The 16,985-nt window shown below is 58.4% G+C and carries 20 protein-coding genes; 4 read left to right on the forward strand and 16 right to left on the reverse strand.

Translation table 11 applies throughout. The annotated features are described in order from the left end of the window. Positions 1-412: 412 nt before the first annotated feature. The 4 genes from dapB to HNR62_RS00805 form a co-directional block, all read right to left on the reverse strand. Entirely contained in the window at positions 413-1,225 is an 813-nt protein-coding gene (dapB, locus tag HNR62_RS00790) for a 4-hydroxy-tetrahydrodipicolinate reductase (RefSeq protein WP_204794187.1), read from the reverse strand. Between the two features lie 184 nt (positions 1,226-1,409). Beyond that, positions 1,410-2,054, reverse strand: coding sequence for a BamJ family beta-barrel-assembly machinery protein (locus HNR62_RS00795; RefSeq protein WP_476703915.1), 645 nt, complete (start codon positions 2,052-2,054; stop codon positions 1,410-1,412). 18 nt (positions 2,055-2,072) lie between these two features. After that, entirely contained in the window at positions 2,073-2,993 is a 921-nt protein-coding gene (locus tag HNR62_RS00800; RefSeq protein WP_204794189.1) for an ROK family protein, read from the reverse strand. A 151-nt stretch (positions 2,994-3,144) separates the two neighbouring features. After that, positions 3,145-3,408: a helix-turn-helix domain-containing protein gene (locus tag HNR62_RS00805; protein ID WP_204794190.1), complete on the reverse strand. Its 264-nt coding sequence runs from the start codon at positions 3,406-3,408 to the stop codon at positions 3,145-3,147. Between the two features lie 454 nt (positions 3,409-3,862). On the opposite strand from HNR62_RS00805, the gene HNR62_RS00810 reads away from it, so the two are divergent. From HNR62_RS00810 to purU, 3 genes are all read left to right on the forward strand, one after another. Beyond that, positions 3,863-4,816, forward strand: a complete 954-nt coding sequence (locus tag HNR62_RS00810; RefSeq protein WP_204794191.1) for an OmpA family protein — start codon at positions 3,863-3,865, stop codon at positions 4,814-4,816. 123 nt (positions 4,817-4,939) lie between these two features. After that, positions 4,940-5,401: a YchJ family protein gene (locus HNR62_RS00815; RefSeq protein ID WP_204794192.1), complete on the forward strand. Its 462-nt coding sequence runs from the start codon at positions 4,940-4,942 to the stop codon at positions 5,399-5,401. A gap of 35 nt (positions 5,402-5,436) precedes the next feature. Next, on the forward strand, positions 5,437-6,273 hold the full coding sequence (purU, locus tag HNR62_RS00820; RefSeq protein WP_204794193.1) for a formyltetrahydrofolate deformylase: 837 nt from the start codon (positions 5,437-5,439) through the stop codon (positions 6,271-6,273). Between the two features lie 598 nt (positions 6,274-6,871). Here purU and HNR62_RS00825 read toward each other — a convergent pair. Continuing rightward, the gene (locus HNR62_RS00825) at positions 6,872-7,162 is read right to left on the reverse strand and encodes a DUF1244 domain-containing protein (RefSeq protein ID WP_204794194.1); all 291 of its coding nucleotides are present in this window, start codon (positions 7,160-7,162) and stop codon (positions 6,872-6,874) included. A gap of 69 nt (positions 7,163-7,231) precedes the next feature. On the opposite strand from HNR62_RS00825, the gene yfbR reads away from it, so the two are divergent. Next, on the forward strand, positions 7,232-7,825 hold the full coding sequence (gene yfbR / locus HNR62_RS00830) for a 5'-deoxynucleotidase (RefSeq protein ID WP_204794195.1): 594 nt from the start codon (positions 7,232-7,234) through the stop codon (positions 7,823-7,825). Positions 7,826-7,931: 106 nt separating this feature from the next. On the opposite strand, the gene HNR62_RS00835 is transcribed toward yfbR, so the two are convergent. From HNR62_RS00835 to HNR62_RS00885, 11 genes are read right to left on the reverse strand one after another with little or no spacing between them, the layout of a single operon-like run. After that, entirely contained in the window at positions 7,932-8,462 is a 531-nt protein-coding gene (locus HNR62_RS00835) for a DUF3833 domain-containing protein (protein ID WP_204794196.1), read from the reverse strand. A gap of 1 nt (position 8,463) precedes the next feature. Beyond that, positions 8,464-8,955: a chalcone isomerase family protein gene (locus tag HNR62_RS00840; RefSeq protein WP_239552504.1), complete on the reverse strand. Its 492-nt coding sequence runs from the start codon at positions 8,953-8,955 to the stop codon at positions 8,464-8,466. After that, positions 8,952-9,437: a DUF2878 domain-containing protein gene (locus tag HNR62_RS00845; protein WP_204794197.1), complete on the reverse strand. Its 486-nt coding sequence runs from the start codon at positions 9,435-9,437 to the stop codon at positions 8,952-8,954. The genes HNR62_RS00840 and HNR62_RS00845 overlap by 4 nt, the downstream gene beginning before the upstream one ends. After that, entirely contained in the window at positions 9,407-10,660 is a 1,254-nt protein-coding gene (locus HNR62_RS00850; protein ID WP_204794198.1) for an SAM-dependent methyltransferase, read from the reverse strand. The genes HNR62_RS00845 and HNR62_RS00850 overlap by 31 nt, the downstream gene beginning before the upstream one ends. 11 nt (positions 10,661-10,671) lie before the next feature. After that, positions 10,672-11,391: a DUF1365 domain-containing protein gene (locus HNR62_RS00855; protein ID WP_204794199.1), complete on the reverse strand. Its 720-nt coding sequence runs from the start codon at positions 11,389-11,391 to the stop codon at positions 10,672-10,674. Further along, complete coding sequence (locus tag HNR62_RS00860; protein WP_204794200.1) at positions 11,388-12,635, reverse strand: NAD(P)/FAD-dependent oxidoreductase; 1,248 nt, start codon at positions 12,633-12,635, stop codon at positions 11,388-11,390. The genes HNR62_RS00855 and HNR62_RS00860 overlap by 4 nt, the downstream gene beginning before the upstream one ends. Next, on the reverse strand, positions 12,632-13,360 hold the full coding sequence (locus tag HNR62_RS00865) for an SDR family NAD(P)-dependent oxidoreductase (protein WP_204794201.1): 729 nt from the start codon (positions 13,358-13,360) through the stop codon (positions 12,632-12,634). The genes HNR62_RS00860 and HNR62_RS00865 overlap by 4 nt, the downstream gene beginning before the upstream one ends. After that, positions 13,357-13,779: a nuclear transport factor 2 family protein gene (locus HNR62_RS00870; RefSeq protein ID WP_204794202.1), complete on the reverse strand. Its 423-nt coding sequence runs from the start codon at positions 13,777-13,779 to the stop codon at positions 13,357-13,359. The genes HNR62_RS00865 and HNR62_RS00870 overlap by 4 nt, the downstream gene beginning before the upstream one ends. Beyond that, positions 13,776-15,185 (reverse strand): deoxyribodipyrimidine photo-lyase, encoded by a 1,410-nt coding sequence (phrB, locus tag HNR62_RS00875; RefSeq protein WP_204794203.1) that lies wholly within the window; start codon positions 15,183-15,185, stop codon positions 13,776-13,778. The genes HNR62_RS00870 and phrB overlap by 4 nt, the downstream gene beginning before the upstream one ends. Next, positions 15,157-16,002, reverse strand: coding sequence for a MerR family transcriptional regulator (locus HNR62_RS00880; protein WP_204794204.1), 846 nt, complete (start codon positions 16,000-16,002; stop codon positions 15,157-15,159). The genes phrB and HNR62_RS00880 overlap by 29 nt, the downstream gene beginning before the upstream one ends. Continuing rightward, a complete protein-coding gene (locus HNR62_RS00885) occupies positions 15,992-16,963 on the reverse strand; it encodes a YbgA family protein (protein WP_204794205.1) in 972 nt (323 codons plus the stop codon). Before HNR62_RS00885 ends, HNR62_RS00880 begins: the two co-directional genes overlap by 11 nt. Positions 16,964-16,985: the final 22 nt, after the last annotated feature.

The raw sequence follows: 16,985 nt of genomic DNA on the forward strand, positions 1-16,985 counted from the left end.
AACCTCCAAGTTAATTCTTATAAATCAACAATTTACCTGGCTGTCCCGGAATACAGACAAAAAAAATATTACTGCATCCCGGCTAATACTGGGCAAATTCTGCGTATCTTATATAAAAGCGGCGTTTTCGACAAACTTTTTCGTTAAAAACCTTTCATGTCGCCGGATAACAGAGAAAATCGAAATAAAAACCGACAAAAAATGCATAAAGAACAAAATGAAAGAGATTTAGCTGTATAAATTCACGATTGGAATAAAATATGAAAGAAAGGTATGTAAAACAAAAAACAATCAAATAAACGCTTAAAAATCAGATTGTTACAATTTCAATTAAAGCGACGAAACCGGCTTCAACTCATGTTTTACTGGGGGTAAAACATGCAGGAAGAGCCGGATTCATCGCATAAACACATTACTTCAGGTTCAACACGTGCTGCATGTCGTACAGACCCGGTTGCTGGTTGGCAATCCAGGCGGCGGCCCGCACGGCACCATTGGCGAAGGTCAGGCGATTGGACGCCTTGTGGGTGATTTCGACCCGCTCGCCGATGTCCACAAACATGGCGGTATGTTCTCCGACGATATCCCCGGCACGCACGGTGGCAAAGCCGATGGTGTTGCGGTCCCGCTCACCGGTGATGCCTTCACGACCATACACGGCGCATTCTTTCAGGTCCCGGCCCAGGGTATCGGCAATCACCTCCCCCATGCTCAGCGCGGTACCGGACGGCGCATCCACCTTGTGTCGGTGATGGGCTTCGACAATTTCGATATCGGTGTAATCGCCCATCACTTTGGCGGCCTGCTCCAGCAACTTGAACACCAGATTGACGCCGACGCTGTAGTTGGAGGCCATCACCATGGCGGTATCGGCGGCGGCGGCGTGAATGTCGGCCTTTTGTGCCTCGTCGAAGCCGGTGGTACCGATCACCAGGCGCTTACCGTGCTGCCGGGCCAGGGCGATATTGGCCAGGGTCGCTTCCGGCCGGGTGAAATCGATGATCACATCCACCTGCTCGATCACCGCCGCCAAACTGTCGGTCACCATCACCCCCAGGCGACCGACATTGGCCAGCTCACCCACATCGACACCCAATACCGTCGAGCCGGCATGTTCGATGGCGGCGGTCAGGGTGACACCCTCAGTATGGGTCACGGACTCCACCAATACCTTGCCCATGCGTCCGTTACAACCAGCCACGGCGATGCGAACCGGATTTGTCATGCTGTTATTCCTTTCTTCGTAATACTAGGGTAAGCCGAAAGTTTGCCAGATAAGCGCTGGCTTTAAAACGAAAAAGCAGTAAGGAGTAAGGCGAGAGAGGATCATGACTAATCACGCCTTACTCCTTACTCTTCACCTTCTTTCAAAGGCATAAAAAAACCGGCGGCTGCCGGTTTTTTCAAAATCAGGCGATTTCGAGCAGTTCAACCTCGAACACCAGAGTAGAGCACGGCGGAATGGAGCCGGCACCCTGTTCGCCATAGGCCAGCTCGTGGGGCACATACAGCTTCCACTTGGAGCCAGCCGGCATCAGCTGCAGGGCTTCAACCCAGCCTTTGATCACGCCGTTCACCGGGAACTGGGCCGGTTCGCCACGCACGACAGAGCTGTCGAAAACGGAACCGTCGATGAAGGTGCCATGGTAATGCACGCGCACTGTGTCGGTGGCGGCGGGCTTGGCGCCTTCGCCCTGAGTCAGCACTTCATACTGCAGGCCGGATTCGGTCTGCTGTACTTCGGCACGCTCACCATTGGCGGCGAAGAACGCAGCTTCTTCTTCCTTGGCCTTGGAAGACTGGGCTGCCTGCTGCTCCTGCATGCGCTGGGTGATCACCTGGAAGGCACCGTTGATGTCTTCGCGGGACACGGCGAAATCGACCCCGGCGAGGGCATCGGCCAGGCCTTGCTGTACGGCGGACACTTCCAGACCTTCAAAGGACTGCTGGCTCAGCTGGTCACCGATTTGACGACCAACACCGTAGCTGGCCTGTTGCTCTACTGTCTCATATGACGACATGATATTCCCTTCGTTTGGGTACAAAAAAGGCATGCTAACAAAATAAGCCGGTCAGCTAAATGGCAAGGCCGCACACCTGGCCAATAATGCAGCACCCCGTACCCCGCCACTGCCGCCAAACACCGGTGGCCGCATCGGCACCGGCGTCACTCCTGTCATCAGGTATTCGGGCACCCGATGCGCCAGCTCCCGGTATAACCAGGCATATTCCCCAAGCCCGCCCCCCAGTACCACCACATCCGGATCCAGCTGGGTCATCAAGGCTCCCAGTCCCGCCGCCAGAATATCCAGATAGCACGACAGAGCGTCTGTGGCCTCTTGTTCGCCCCGTTGCCAGGCGTCGATAATCGCCGGTCCCGACAGGGCCGCGCCACCGGCATGACGATAAAGCCGCGCCAGGCCGGTACCGGAGACATAGGTTTCCAGGCAACCGCGCAGACCGCAACCACAGGGAAACAGCGGCAGCCCCCGATGACGTTCGAGCAGGGTGGCATTGATCCCCCCATGGCCGAATTCGGCACTGCCGCCACGGCGACTGTTCACCAGCTGCCCCTTGTGCAACAAGGCGCCGCCAACCCCGGTTCCCAGGGTCAGCGCCAGGGCCAGCTCGGCGCCGTCCGCCGCCCCCTGCCGATATTCCGACAGCAGAAAACAGTTGGCGTCATTGTCGGCGTATACCGGTCTTTTCAGCTGCTGCTGTAAGTCGCCTTTCAGGTCTCGGCCGTGAATGGCGGGAACATTGGGCGCCAGCATCAGGCCATTGTCGTCCAGTACGCCGGGAAAGCCGATGCCGATGCTACCGGTTGTCTGCCAGCGAATATCGGCCGCGTTCACCCACTCCGTCAGCAAGGCCATAAAGGCCCCATACGAGGCTTGTGGAGTCGGGTGTACCCTGCGTTCACACTCGTGACCCTGCTCATCAAAAACAGCGAAGGCTATCTTGCTGCCACCGACATCAACACCGTAAAACATGGGAAAACCTCTGGGCACAACAAGGGGAAATGATATCACTGGGTCAGTCATTGCCGATACCGCGAAGAAGTTACCAGCATCGCGGTATGGAGGAAGATGCATTCAGGGGCGCTATATGAACATGAAGACGCGGATAGCCGCTGTCTTGATGTTAGTCGGAGGCCTGCTCCGGGCTCACCTGACCGACACTGTCGATGGTGGTGTCAGACAACAACCAGAGGGTATAGCGGTGCAGCTCGGGATGCTGTGCCAGGGCCACCAGAAAAGCGCCGCCCACTTCCCGGTATCCCAGCTCGTAGTTTTTCAGGGTGGTGGGAGGGACCTGAAGCAGCTCGGCAAACTTTGGACGGCTAAGCCCCATTGCCTCGCGGATTTGCCGGATTTTTTTTCCGACCAGGCTGGTATCTGGGTTCATAATATTGCTACTCCTATCGAAGAATTCCGATAACCACTAGTATCGCTGTCTTATTAGTTTAACACCGGTAAAGAGACTCGTTATGCTCTGGTTCTGTTTTACCGAAAATAATTCTGATTTAGACTCACATAGCACCATGCGGCGCTATATAACGCCAATTTTTCCGCAAACTGCAGCACTATTTTGCAAATACCAGTGCAAACCGCGTCGAGGCAGGGTGCCGGCTGCGACAAGTTTGGCCTTTTCGGTTACTCGCCTGCTTGTGGGGCTCAATGAAACCCGCTAGTCTGCTATTCGTGCGGATGTACAGGTACAGGAGGAATGAGTTCCATCAGGTTCTCTCTGGACAATAAAAATACAAAAGGGACTTTCCGCACTTCACCGCCTTTCAGCCTGCGGTGATACATCCATTTCGGCCTGTATGCCGAAAGCTCGTAACATGAGGAAGACAATTATGAAAAAGACAGTGGCTCCTTCTCTGATTGCAATGGCGCTCGCAGCTGCCGGTATCTCTGCCAACGCCCAGGCCAATGACTGGTACCTGGGTGCCGGTGCCGGTTACGCCCAATATGAAGATATCGACAAAAACAACAGCAACCTCGACAAGGATGCCGAAGCCGTCAGCCTGTTCACCGGGTATAACTTCAACCAGTACTTCGGTGCCGAGCTGGGCTTCAATTACTTTGGCGATGATGCAGACACCAAGGCGCTGAACCTGTCCGCCATCGGCCGTCTTCCTCTGAGTGAGCGCGTCTCCCTGTTCGGCGAACTGGGTGCTTTGGGCTGGGATACCGACACCGGCGCCGGTGACGATGGTGTTTCTCCGCTGGCCGGCCTGGGTGTGGCCTACCGTGCCTCCGATCTGGTCGACGTACAGGCCCGCTACCGTCGTGTCGAAGACATGGGTGATCTGGGCAACAACGGCTTCGAAACCGACGTAAACAACTTCATGCTGGAGCTGGTGCTGCACCCGAACCGCGGTGTTGCTACCCCGCCTCCGGTGGCCCCGGTTGCGCCTCAACCGGCTCCCGAAGTGACCTATGAGACCCGCACCGTCACCGCCGATGGCTCCATCTACTTCGCCTTCGACAAGTCCGACCTGTCTGGCGACTCTCGTGCCACCCTGGACGAAGTGGCACGCTTCGCCCAGCAGAACCCGGATCACCAGGTTGAACTGGCCGGTTATGCCGACCGTCTGGGTAGCGCCGAGTACAACCGCAAGTTGTCCGAGCGTCGTGCTCTGGCCGCCAAAGACTACCTGGTTCAGCGCGGCGTTGCCGCCCAGAACATCCAGACGGCCTGGTACGGCAGTGAACTGGCCGAAGGCGTGACCGAAGCCGAGCGTCAGCGCGATCGTCGTGTTGATGCCAAGGCTCAGGCCACCATTCAGGTTGAAATCATCGAATAACATCGCTTCGATTACCGTTTCAATTACCGATGTTAAAAACGGCTCTTCGGAGCCGTTTTTCTATTTTTACCTTACTGCGGTCATGGCATACTGTTTTTCTTTTTATCCCGGAATCCCCTCCCCATGCGTTGCTATTGCCACAGTCAGCAGCCCTTCGCGCTCTGCTGCCAACCCTATCTGCAGGATGTTTCACCGGCGCCGACGCCCCTGGCCCTGATGCGTTCCCGCTACAGTGCCTTCGTGCTGGGTCTGGGCGACTATCTGCTGCAAAGCTGGCACCCGGATACCCGGGGAGCGCTAACCGTTGATGAACTGGCACACACAGGACGCGACACCGACTGGCTTGATCTGACCATTGTTTTTGCCCGTGGTGCGTCCGCCGATGAAGAAGGCGCGGTGGAATTCAAGGTCCGCTACCGAGAAAACAACCGGGTGGTGACGCTGCATGAACGCTCCCATTTTGTGCAAGTGCAGGGCCGCTGGATGTATCATTCCGGCCAACTCAATCCGCCCAAAATCGGTGCCAATCAGCTCTGCCCGTGCGACAGCGGAAAAAAATACAAACAGTGCTGCGCCAGACGCTGATCCCTTTTACCTAACCAGCCGACAGACCCCTTATCATGGAAAGAAAAATACTGCTGACTCACTGTCCCGATGCCAAGGGACTGATTTCGAAGATCACCAACATCTGTTACCAACACCAGCTTAATATCATACGCAATGACGAATTCGTGGACTACGATAACGGTCATTTCTTCATGCGTACCGAACTGGAAGGCTATTTCAACGATCATACCCTGCTCGCCGATCTGGACGGTGCCCTGCCCGCCGGTAGCCAGCGCCGACTGGTGCCCGCCGGCAACAAGCGCGTGGTGATACTGGTCACTAGGGAAGCCCACTGCCTGGGCGATATTCTGATGAAGCGCTTCGCCGGCGCCATGAACATCGACATTGCCGCCGTGGTAGGCAACTACGACACCCTGGCCGGACTGACCGAGAAGTTCGACATCCCCTATCACACGGTATCGCACGAAGGGATGAATCGGGCCGAACACGAGCTACAGCTGGCGGAGATCATAGACCGCTATCAGCCCGATTATGTGGTGCTGGCCAAGTACATGCGTATTCTCAGCCCTGAATTCGTGGCCCGCTATCGCCAGCGGCTGATCAATATCCACCACTCCTTCCTGCCGGCCTTCGTCGGCGCCAGCCCCTATCGTCAGGCCTTTGAACGCGGCGTGAAGATGATTGGCGCCACCGCTCATTTCGTGACCGACGATCTGGACGAGGGCCCCATCATCGAGCAGGACGTCACCCACGTGAACCACATCTTCACCGCCCAGGACATGGCCAAGGCCGGCCGTGACGTGGAAAAATCGGTACTGAGCCGGGCGCTCAACCTGGTGCTGGAAGAAAGGGTCTTCGTCTATGGCAACAAGACGGTGGTGTTCAAGTAATCCCCCTTCGGGGAGCTTTAAGCCTGTCTCTTAGTCACAAGTCTGTCAGTCCGTAAAATAGGCTCAGAGGCAACTGGGTAGCCTCTTCCGACACGCTAAACCGCATCCCTGCGACGCTCAGCACATGACGTCCTGTCATGTGATGGTCGGCTGAGGCTATCCCAGCCACCTCTTTTTAGGCGCCGAGTCGTCGGTGAGCACCACTGACAGACCACTCTGCTGCCGACGGGAGGGCAAAGGGTGTCTGCTCAACCGACCATCCGCGCCAAGGATGGCGCGGTTTGAGCCCCCAGGGAGGGGTTTACGGCGTGTCGGCTGAGCAGTGCGCTTTGCCTGATGGCCTCATTAAGATCAACAAAAACTTGTGACTAAAGAGACAGGCCGTAAGCGATCAGCTGTAAGTGGTGGGGGTTGCAGGTTCTGAGCTGTGCTTGTAGGTAGAGAGTTGTCTGCAGAATCGATTCCGGGCCCGTCATGCTGAACTTGATTCAGTACCGGAATGACTAAAGCATAAAATCTGCAGGTACAACGCCATACCTGCAGGAACAACCGGGTTACTTACAGCTTAAAGCTGACCGCTTACAGCTATTACTTGCTGTTATTTGTGGCTTTTCTCGAAGGCGGCCTTTTGTTCGGTCGTCGCCTCCTGCTGGTATTTCGCCTTCCACTCGTCGTAAGGCATACCGTACACCCGCTCCCGGGCCTGATCGTAATTCATCTCTACCCCCTGCTTTTCGGCCGCAGCCAGATACCACTTGCTCAGGCAATTGCGACAGAAGCCTGCCAGGTTCATCAGATCGATATTCTGTACATCCTTGCGTTTGTCCAGATGTTCCAGCAGGGTACGAAAGGCGGCGGCTTCCAGTTCGGTCCGGGTTTGCTTGTCCATGTTGTCTTCTCCATTGGGGTCGGTTGATGTCATTATAACGATATCGCCCCCGACAACACAGGCACGCCCATGAAACGCAGTCACTTCTTCGCCCACATGGCCCGTATGAAGCTTATCCAGCGCTGGCCGCTGATGCGCAGCATAGAGCAGGAAAACGTCGCCGAGCACAGTCTGCAGGTGGCCATGGTGGCTCACGCGCTGGCGGTGATCAGAAACACCTTTTTCAACGGCACCCTGGATCCGGCGCAGGTGGCCATGCGGGCCTTGTTTCACGATGCCAGCGAAGTACTGACCGGTGACCTGCCCACCCCGGTCAAATACTTCAACGAAGACATAGCCCGGGCCTACAAGGATATCGAGCGCAACGCCGAGCAAAGCCTGCTCAAGATGCTGCCCCCCGAACTGCAGGCCGCCTATGCGCCCCTGCTCTGCGGACACCAGCAGGATGACTACAGCCAGCTGGTGAAGTCGGCGGATATTCTCTGTGCCTACCTGAAGTGTGAAGAAGAACTCAGCGCCGGCAACCGGGAGTTTGCCCAGGCCAAGCAACGGCTCACCGACATGCTGGAAGCGCGTATGAACGATGAAATCCGCTATTTTCTCGAGGTATTCGTGCCCAGTTTTTCCCTGTCGCTGGACGAAATCTCCAGCCCGGAGTTTTAATAATGAAAGCGCCGAGCGCCCGGCTCCTGGCTCCTGGCTCCTGGCTCCTGGCTCCTGGCTCCTGGCTAAAAGATACCCCCCCTTTTGTTAGGCTTGGCGCTTGGCGCTAGATTTTACGCTCTATCCACAGGGTGACTTCGCCGATCTTGAAACCCCACTTGGTCATTTCGGCACGGTTGAGCACCCGGTTTTCGTCAAGCAGATACATCCAGTCGTTGAAGTCGATATTCCAGACCTCGCCGTCGATCGGCACCGCCAGGGTATAACGCCAGTTCAGCGCAAATCCCCGGGTCTGGCCGATGGCCGGCACCACCACATCGGCGGCGCTACCGCTATACTGGCCGTCTGGCCCTTTTTCCAGGTGCCAGACGCGCCGCTGCCGCTCGCCATCGTCATAGACGAAGTCTTCTTCCAGCACGCCCTGGTTGCCGTCCCAGCGGCCGAGCATCTCGACCGTAAAGCGGCGCAGCACCCGGCCGGATCTGTCCTGCACCATGCCGTGGGCCACCAGCTCGCCGTTGAAGAAGCGATCCAGCTCGAACCTGGGCTGGGTATCCGCATAATCATGAATGTCGCTACTGCACGACATCAGCAGCAGGCTTGCACACAGTGACAGACTCAGTAACAGAATGCGCATATCAGTTTCCTTTCAATTGTCGGGTCAAACCGGGATCCCGGCTGTTAGGCGACAGCCAGATAGCCAGAAAAGCGGGGCCAAAGGCGGGATCGGACACCTCCCCCAGTGACTGCCAGTTGAAGTAAAAGCGGCTGACCCCCGTTGGCTCCACCCGCACGACCAGCTCATCGCCGTTGCGCACCGAGGGCCATAACGCATCCAGCTGGTTGCGCCATTGGGGCTTCCAGTCGATACCGAGGCGCTGCCACTCGGTCACGGTGGCGTCGAGCAAGTCCTCCTTGCCGATATTGCGCCGATAGCGCAGGGCCAGCGCCTGGGGAAAATCACCGGCTCGGTACGCGCCGTCTGCGCTGTAAAAGCGGGCCTGATACAGCTCCCAGAACAGCCAGCGCATGCTGCCCTGACCGACCTGATTCAAATCGGACGTCGGGGTCGCCCACAAGGGTAACGGCATGGCCAACAGCCACAGTATCCACAGAACTTTTTTCATCATGCTTCCCTCCGCAAACGCTGATCGAGCCGTACCAACAACGGCAACAAGGCCGACCACAACAACGCCAATATCACCGCACTGGTCCAGAATCCCAGCGGCAGGCTCACCGCACCCAGTTTCCAGCCGGCCAGATAGGAGCTGGCACCGGCCAGCGCGCCGGTTATCATCAACAGCCAGCATGAGAATTGCCTCATCCAGTGCAGGCTGTGTCCCAGGGTCAGCACAAAACCAACCCACAGCAGCCCCAGCCACAGCGGCCACTGCTCGAAAACAAACACCCCCATCAGGGTCAGCAGCAGGTCAACCAGCATCCCCAGCAGCGCCAGCCACAGCACCCGAATATCGGCCCGGCGACTGGGGGTAAACACAAAGTGCAGCCCAAGCAGGAGTACCGTCAGCAGACTCCAGCTATTTTGTCCCGCCACCGCCAGCAGCCAGAACCCTTCAAAGGCTAGCAGTTGAGTCCACTGCCATTTAGACATCGGCGTGCTCCCGGCTTGGCTGCTTCAAAATGCACCAGACCTATGGTGCCCTCGCGAAACCCTCCCTCGCAGTAGGCGAAGTAAAAGGCCCACAGCCGATGAAAATCCTGGCTGTAGCCCAGGCTCTTCAACGCCGGCTCCAGCTGATGAAAACGCTCGGCCCATATTTTCAGGGTCTCGGCGTAATGCTGGCCGTAATCCTGCAGCCGGGTCAGGGTCATGTCGGTCTGCTCTTTCAGGTGCCGGCACATTTCACTGACCGAGGGCAGACAGCCACCGGGAAAGATATAACGCTGAATAAAATCCACGCCCTTGCGATAGGGTTCATAACGCTGATCGGTCATGGTAATGGCCTGGATCAGCAACTTGCCTTCGGGCTTGAGCAAACGATTGAGGGACTCGAAGTAGGTTGGCAGATATTCATGTCCCACCGCCTCAATCATCTCCACCGAGACCAGCTTGTCATACTGACCGCGCAGATCGCGATAATCCTGCTGCAGCAGTGTCACCAGCCCGCTCACCCCCTGCTGCTCTACCCGTTCGCGGGCATGCTTGAGCTGTTCGGCCGACAGGGTGGTCGAGGTCACCCGGCAACCGTAATGACGGGCGGCAAAACAGGCCAGTCCGCCCCAGCCGGTGCCGATTTCCAGCAGATGATCAGCGGGCTTCAGCTCGAGTCGTTCGCAAATCAGCCGTAGCTTGTGTTCCTGCGCCGTTTCCAGGCTGGCATCCCTGGAGGGAAACACCGCCGAGGAATACTGCATCAGGGGATCCAGAAACAGCCGGTACATGTCGTTGCCCAGATCGTAGTGGGCGGCGATATTGGCCCGGCTGCCGCTGAGGGAGTTACGATTGAAGCGATGCTTGAGCCTGTGCAAGGGAAAGGTCAACCAGCCCAGGCGCTGCTCCAGCCGGTCCAGCACCGGGATATTGCGGGCAAACAATTGCACCACGGCCGTCAGATCCGGGCTGTGCCAGCTGCCGTCCACCCAGGCCTCGGCCGCTCCTATGCTGCCGCCGAGCATCAAGCGCCGATAGGCACCGGGATCGAGCACCCTGATCCTGGCCTGCAATAGGGCCTCCCGGTCACCAAATTGAACGGTTTCCTGGCCTTCTTCTATGGTCAGTCCCGCGTCTTTCAGCCCGGCCAGCAGGGAAAAGGCCAGACGGCGTGTCCAGCGTTCCAGCAGTCTGGGCTCCGAGCTGTTGAACGTCGTTTCCATCTTGGCTTCCTTCAAGAATGTGAATGATAGGGAATGCGTTTTAAAAACAGCCGTATCGCCTGCCAGTAGATACCGCGCACTATGGTCAGGGTCATCATCGGCCACTGCAGCAAGGCCGCTTTCAGCGCAGTGCGATTAAAAGGGTGCCGTTGCAGACTCAGGGTGGCGTCAAACAACAGCGCCGGATCCCGGTTTTCGATGTGCACCAGTGCACGCAGTGCCGGTGGTGTTATCCGCCAGTGATACTGCATATCCAGGCTCATGAAGGGCGAGACATGAAACGCTTTTTCGGTCGGTGTCGTCTGCGCCAGATCCACCAGGTAACAGTGCCGCTGGTTCCAGGGCGTGTTGTGCACCTCCGCCAGCAGGTAACGGGCCCGGTCGCCGCGATAACAGAAAAACAGATTCACCGGGCTGAAATAGAGCCCGAAGCAGCGCACCTGCCCCAGCATCAATACTCGATCCAGCTCGCCGGTGTCGCCACCCAATCCCTCGACTGCTTTCAGTACCGCCGTTTTCAACGGCAGGGCCGGATCGCCCAGATAATCGCTGCGGCGAAAGCTCAGGGGCGCAAAGCGTTCGCAGGCGAATAACCGGCTCTGGGCGGCCAACTGTTCTACCTCGTCCAGATCCAATGCCAGCATGTAGAGGCCGTAGCTGAAGCCATGCGCACGGGGGGCATAACGACGGTGGCGCACCTGGCCTCGATAGATGGCGCTATGGAACCTCATAGGCTGACTCCGAAGCGGGCACAGACATCGAGTGCACTGCTGACACCGTCTTCATGAAAACCGTTGTACCAGTAGGCGCCACAGAAGTGAGTCTGCTGCCGGCCGCAAATCTCGCCACGTCGGTGCTGAGCGTCGATGGCCTCGCGGTTATACACCGGATGGGCATAGGTGAAACGACGCAATATTCTGTCCGGATCGATGGCGTGACTGCGATTGAGGGTGACACAGAAGGTCTCTTGCGCGTCCAGACCCTGCAGTATGTTCATGTTGTAGGTGACCGCCGGCAGGGCATCCTCGCCGCCGTCCAGCCAGTAGTTCCAGCTGGCCCAGGCCCTTGGCTCACGCGGCAGCAGCCGGATGTCGGTATGCAACACTACCTCGTTATCGCGATACGCCAGCCCGCCCAGCACCTGCCGCTCGGCTTCGGAAGCATCCCCCAGCAATCTCAGCGCCTGATCCGAATGGCAGGCGAAAATCACCTCGTCGAAATGCTCGACCCCATCGGCGGTTTCGATACTTACCCCGGCCGAATGACGACGCACGGACAGCACCGGCGTCTTGAGCCGTATGTCCCCGAGCGGTGCGGTCAGCGCCGGTATATAGCTGCGCGAGCCGCCCTGCACCACATACCACTGGGGGCGGTTCACCAGATTGAGCAGGCCGTGATGATTGAAAAAGCGCAGAAAGAAGGCCAGCGGAAGCTCCCGGCTGTCGGCCAGCGACGAGGACCAGATGGCCGCCACCATCGGCAATATGTAATGTCCGCTGAAGCAGTCGGTAAAGCCGTAGCAGTCCAGAAAGTCGCCCAGGGTTTCGCTATCACTCAGGGTGCCGTCCTTGATCATTTTCTTGCACAGCAAATTGAAGCGCACTATTTCGGCCAGAAAGCCGTAGAAACGCGGTCGCCACAGGTTGGTCCGCTGGGCAAACATGGAGCCCAGGGTATGACCCTTGTATTCAAGCCCGGTCTTGGCCTGATGCACACTGAAGCTCATCTCGGTGGCCCGGGCTCCTACGCCGATGCGCGCCAGCAGCCGCTGAAAATTCGGATAGGTTCTGTCATTGAACACGATGAAGCCGGTGTCGATCGCCCGTGATATGCCACCCAGCTGCACATCGACGGTGGCGGTATGACCACCGAGATAGTCGTTGGCTTCAAACAGGCTGATTTCGTGCTGCCCGCTCAGCAGCCAGGCGCTGGTCAGGCCGGAGATGCCACTGCCAATCACGGCAATGCTGCTCATTGGTCATTCCTTACCGTGCGCCGCGCCAGCCGGGTCCAGAGCCAATGGGGCAACCAGGAGAGCAGGCGCAATACCGTGATGAAGCCAAAGGGAAAACTGATCTCGGATTTGCCTTTGGCGAGTCCCTTGCGAATGGCCGCACTGGCCTGCTCCGGTGACACCCGGCCGGGCATGGGAAAATCGTTTTTGCGGGTCAGCGGGGTGTCAACGAAGCCGGGCCGGATCAGGCTGACCGCGATATGATGCGGCGCCAGATCGATAGCCAGGGTGCGGGTCAGATAATCCAGCCCGGCCTTGGAGGCACCATAGGCCTCGGCCCGGGTCAACGGCAGAAAGGTCACCGAAGAACTGACCACCGCTATCCGCCCGCCCCGTTTTATCCTCGGTATCATTGCCGCCAGGCAGTTGGCGGTGCCGATCAGGTTGGTATTGATCACCCGGGCGAAGAGTTCGGCATCAAACCGGCCGGCATCGTCGATGTATTCGCAATTGCCCGCGTTGAGGATCACCAGATCCAGCGGCGACAGCTCGCTCGCCGCCTGCTGTATCGACTCGGGTTGCAGCATGTCGAACACACAGAGCTCACCGTCGATGCCCGCCAGCGCCTGCTCCAGCTTTTCCCGGTGGCGGCCGCAGGCCACCAGTTGCCAGCCATCGCGGTGATAATCCCGGGCCAGTTGCAGCCCTATGCCCGAGTTGGCTCCGGTAATCAGTACCCGTTTCATTGGTCAAGCCTCCGTTTCAATGCCCGGATAACGCCACCCAGCAGCGGTAACTGCTCGTACAGCATGGCGCCCATGTCGAAATAATCGGTGTGCTCATACACCTGCTCGGCGAAACGCAGATGGCTGACGCCGGGCACCCGTACTTCCTTGCCGCCATTCAGACGAGGATGGGAAAAGCACATCTGCCAGCGTACAAAGGCTTCGTCGCCCTGCTCCATCACCTGTTCGATGTTGAAGCGACAGCGGGTTAGCCGGCTGAAAAGGCCTTCGAAATAAGACAACAAGGCCGCTATGCCCTGAATATGATGAGCCGGATCGCTGAAGCAGATGTCGGGGGCATAGATATCGCGCAGCACTTCGAGATGATCAGCCGACAATCGCTGGTATTCCCGGCAGAACACCGCCAGCGCCGGGCTCATACCGCCTCCCGGTCTTTCAGGGCATCGAACATGGCAATGGCATGCAACCGGGCTCTGGCATGATCGACCATCGGTTTGGGGTAGCTGTGTCCCGGCTGATGCGTATCCATCCAGTCGTGCGGCGCATGAATCACCCTGGCCGGCACCTCGGCCAGCTCCGGCAGCCAGCGGCGGATGAAGTCGCCCTCTGCGTCGAAGCGCTCGCCCTGAGTGGTGGGATTGAATACCCGGAAGTAGGGTGCGGCATCGGCGCCGGTGCCGGCGGCCCATTGCCAGCCGCCGTTGTTGGCCGCCAGCTCGCCATCGATCAGGCGCGCCATGAACCAGGCTTCGCCCCGGCGCCAGTCGATGTGCAGATCCTTGGTCAGAAAGCTGGCCACTATCATCCGCAGCCGGTTATGCATCCAGCCGGTCTGCTTCAGGCAGCGCATGGCCGCATCGACGATGGGGTAACCGGTCTGCCCCGCACACCAGGCCCGAAATCCGTCGTCGTCCCGGCTCCATTGCAGTGCTTCGGTATCGGGCTTGAAGGCCCGCCCCATCGACAGCCGCGGAAAGGCCACCAGCAGATGGCGATAAAAATCCCGCCAGATCAGCTCATTGAGCCAGACAAAGCCCGGCTCGCCACGGCTGAACGGCAGTTGTTCCAGCTCGGCCTCGATGGCCGCCAGACACTGGTTGGGGGACAGAATGCCAAGCGCCAGATAAGGCGACAGGCTGCTGGTGCCGTCCTCGGCCGGAAAATCCCGTCGCTCGCCATAGTCGCGCAGCGACCGCTGGCAGAATTGCGTCAGTCGTTGGGCGGCGGCGGCCTCTCCCGCCGGCCAGGCCTCACTCGATACCCGCTCGCCACTCAGACTCAGGGGCTCGCAAGACAGCGGCTCCCCCAGCGCCGCCGGCGCCGGCAACAACCGATAACCGCTGGCGCCTACCCGGGCCAGCCAGCTTTTGGCGAAGGGGGTAAACACCTTGTACATGTCGCCACTGCGGGTTGTCAGGCTACCGTGATCGACCACGCAGTCGCCGTTATACACGCGACAGGGCATCGTCAGTGTCTGCTGCACCGCCTTGTCGCGCCGACGCTCATCGATGCCGATTTCCCGATTGGCGTAAAGGGCATCGAAACCGCGCGCTTCCACCCACTCGGCCAGCAGGGCCGGCACCTCGACAAAACGATCTGCGGTCAGCACCGTCAATGCAATCCCCAGCTGTGCCAGCTGCTCGTTCAGTGCCTGCAGGTTGCGGGAAAGAAAATCACGCTGCATGGCCGATTTTCCATGGTCCTGCCATTGCCCCGGGCAGTCGACATACACAGCGGTCACCTCGGCGCCGTCGGCGGCAGCGTCATACAGGGCGGGGTTATCCGCTACCCGAAAATCAGTTCTGAACCAGACCAAATGACGCATTATGATTCCTCGCAATCTCGCTGGCCGTGACGGCAAAAGGCCGGTTCAACCAGCCTTGCTGCCGATAAAGCGTACCCAGTTCACCGATAAAAAAGCAGTCCCGCGGAAAGACAGAGTCCATGTCGTTGAACCAGCTCTGACTCAGGCCCGCCCCCAGTATCACCACCAGGACGTCAAATTTGAGTCTTCCCTCCGCCAGCGGCAAGGTCAAGGGATCGAGCACGCCCAGATCCAGGCTGCGGCATTCCAGCCCCTGCAATTCATACTGGGACAGTATCGCCTGCTGTTCTCTCACCTGACCGACTCGTGCTACCGCTATCACGGGCCCGGTTTTGATGGTCAGCAGCTGGTACATCAGCCGCTTCAACAATGACAGGGCACTCTGTTCGATAAGCTGGGCATCCGGCCGCTGCAGACGGGCCAGGGCCAGCAGCCAGGGCTCTATTACCCGGCGTAACACCAGCTCGGCCGGATAGAGACTGGTCAGCTCCAGCAGCTCGGCTTCCAGCCGGCCAAGGTTAAGCTGTTGCGCGGCTGTCATCAGTTGCTCCCGGGCCTGCTCCCAATGGGAGCCACTGGCTACAGGCGCGGGCTCGGCCAAGAGGCCTTTTACCTGACCGATGCTGACGCCCTGATCCAGCCAATGCAGTATCTGGCGGATCAGGGCGATATCGTCCTCGGAATACAGCCGATGGCCTTTATCGGTACGGGCCGGCTTCAACAGGCCATAACGACGTTGCCAGGCGCGCAGGGTGACCGGATTGATACCGGTCAGGCGGGACACGTCCCGAATCGGATATTTGGGCTCAGATGCCATAACGCAGTCGCAATGCCTCCGGATGAGGATTGAGATAGACCTGCTGGTGCAGATAGTCGTTGGGGTACTCTGCCAGGTAATGGCGCAGCAGGGTAATGGGCGCCAGCAAGGGCAATATGCCTTCCCGGTATTGATGAATGGTGCGAGTCAACTCCTGGCGCTGGCGGGAACTGAGTTCCTGCTTGAAATAGCCCTGCAAATGTTGCAGCACATTGGTATGGCTGGTGCGACTGGCGTTATTGCTCAGCGCCTGCATCATGCCTTCGATATAGGCATTCGCCTTGGGCTCGAGATCGACAGACAAGTCGGACAGCAGCTTGCCCAATCGCAGGTAGCTGTCTCTATGATGCGCCATCAGCAGATACTTGTAACGGCTGTGAAAGGCGATGAGCCGGGCGGCGGTTATTCCTTCGTGACGCAGACACTGCCAGTCATGCAGGGCAAAGACCCGGGTCACGAAGTTTTCCCGCAGCACCGCATCGTTGAGCCGGCCGTCTTCTTCCAGCGGCAATAAAGGCTGCGCCCGCATCAGCTCGGCGGCATAGATACCGGTGCCTTCCTTGGCATTGCCCTTTCCCTTGCCCTTGCCATTGGCATTGCCATGGTAAACCCGTACCCGTTCCATACCGCAGCTGGGCGATTTGGCACAGAGGATATAGCCACTGAGCCCATCAAACTGCGCCGCCATCTTCTGGCCGTAAGCGCGCAGGGCAGCAGTGACGTCTTCGCCCTTCGCCGTTTGCGCCAGTATCTCGCCGCCTTGATTGATCAGCCGAATGCTGGGTCGGGGCGTGGCCAGGCCGATGGCTATCTCCGGACACAGGGGAACAAATTCCACGAAATTGGCCAGCTCTTCGGTACAGAAATCGGAACGCTTGTGGCCACCGTCGAAGCGCACCGCTTGTCCGGTCAGACAACCGCTGATGCCGACGCGGATCACCTCTGGAGCAAACTTGTACATACCTTTCCTTTTTGTACAACCA

Source organism: Oceanisphaera litoralis (genome assembly GCF_016907015.1).
Taxonomy (GTDB): Bacteria; Pseudomonadota; Gammaproteobacteria; order Enterobacterales; family Aeromonadaceae; genus Oceanimonas; species Oceanimonas litoralis.

What these genes read in the sequence shown, in the direction of transcription:
- HNR62_RS00835 (WP_204794196.1), bottom strand. Translation starts at nt 8,462, where the DNA reads ATGCGCATTCTGTTACTGAGTCTGTCACTGTGTGCAAGCCTGCTGCTG.
- HNR62_RS00880 (WP_204794204.1), bottom strand. Translation starts at nt 16,002, where the DNA reads ATGGCATCTGAGCCCAAATATCCGATTCGGGACGTGTCCCGCCTGACC.
- purU (WP_204794193.1), top strand. Translation starts at nt 5,437, where the DNA reads ATGGAAAGAAAAATACTGCTGACTCACTGTCCCGATGCCAAGGGACTG.
- HNR62_RS00805 (WP_204794190.1), bottom strand. Translation starts at nt 3,408, where the DNA reads ATGAACCCAGATACCAGCCTGGTCGGAAAAAAAATCCGGCAAATCCGC.
- HNR62_RS00860 (WP_204794200.1), bottom strand. Translation starts at nt 12,635, where the DNA reads ATGAGCAGCATTGCCGTGATTGGCAGTGGCATCTCCGGCCTGACCAGC.
- HNR62_RS00815 (WP_204794192.1), top strand. Translation starts at nt 4,940, where the DNA reads ATGCGTTGCTATTGCCACAGTCAGCAGCCCTTCGCGCTCTGCTGCCAA.
- HNR62_RS00800 (WP_204794189.1), bottom strand. Translation starts at nt 2,993, where the DNA reads ATGTTTTACGGTGTTGATGTCGGTGGCAGCAAGATAGCCTTCGCTGTT.
- HNR62_RS00795 (WP_476703915.1), bottom strand. Translation starts at nt 2,054, where the DNA reads ATGCCTTTTTTGTACCCAAACGAAGGGAATATCATGTCGTCATATGAG.
- HNR62_RS00810 (WP_204794191.1), top strand. Translation starts at nt 3,863, where the DNA reads ATGAAAAAGACAGTGGCTCCTTCTCTGATTGCAATGGCGCTCGCAGCT.
- phrB (WP_204794203.1), bottom strand. Translation starts at nt 15,185, where the DNA reads ATGCGTCATTTGGTCTGGTTCAGAACTGATTTTCGGGTAGCGGATAAC.
- HNR62_RS00885 (WP_204794205.1), bottom strand. Translation starts at nt 16,963, where the DNA reads ATGTACAAGTTTGCTCCAGAGGTGATCCGCGTCGGCATCAGCGGTTGT.
- HNR62_RS00870 (WP_204794202.1), bottom strand. Translation starts at nt 13,779, where the DNA reads ATGAGCCCGGCGCTGGCGGTGTTCTGCCGGGAATACCAGCGATTGTCG.
- HNR62_RS00825 (WP_204794194.1), bottom strand. Translation starts at nt 7,162, where the DNA reads ATGGACAAGCAAACCCGGACCGAACTGGAAGCCGCCGCCTTTCGTACC.
- yfbR (WP_204794195.1), top strand. Translation starts at nt 7,232, where the DNA reads ATGAAACGCAGTCACTTCTTCGCCCACATGGCCCGTATGAAGCTTATC.
- HNR62_RS00865 (WP_204794201.1), bottom strand. Translation starts at nt 13,360, where the DNA reads ATGAAACGGGTACTGATTACCGGAGCCAACTCGGGCATAGGGCTGCAA.
- HNR62_RS00845 (WP_204794197.1), bottom strand. Translation starts at nt 9,437, where the DNA reads ATGTCTAAATGGCAGTGGACTCAACTGCTAGCCTTTGAAGGGTTCTGG.
- HNR62_RS00855 (WP_204794199.1), bottom strand. Translation starts at nt 11,391, where the DNA reads ATGAGGTTCCATAGCGCCATCTATCGAGGCCAGGTGCGCCACCGTCGT.
- HNR62_RS00840 (WP_239552504.1), bottom strand. Translation starts at nt 8,955, where the DNA reads ATGATGAAAAAAGTTCTGTGGATACTGTGGCTGTTGGCCATGCCGTTA.
- HNR62_RS00850 (WP_204794198.1), bottom strand. Translation starts at nt 10,660, where the DNA reads ATGGAAACGACGTTCAACAGCTCGGAGCCCAGACTGCTGGAACGCTGG.
- dapB (WP_204794187.1), bottom strand. Translation starts at nt 1,225, where the DNA reads ATGACAAATCCGGTTCGCATCGCCGTGGCTGGTTGTAACGGACGCATG.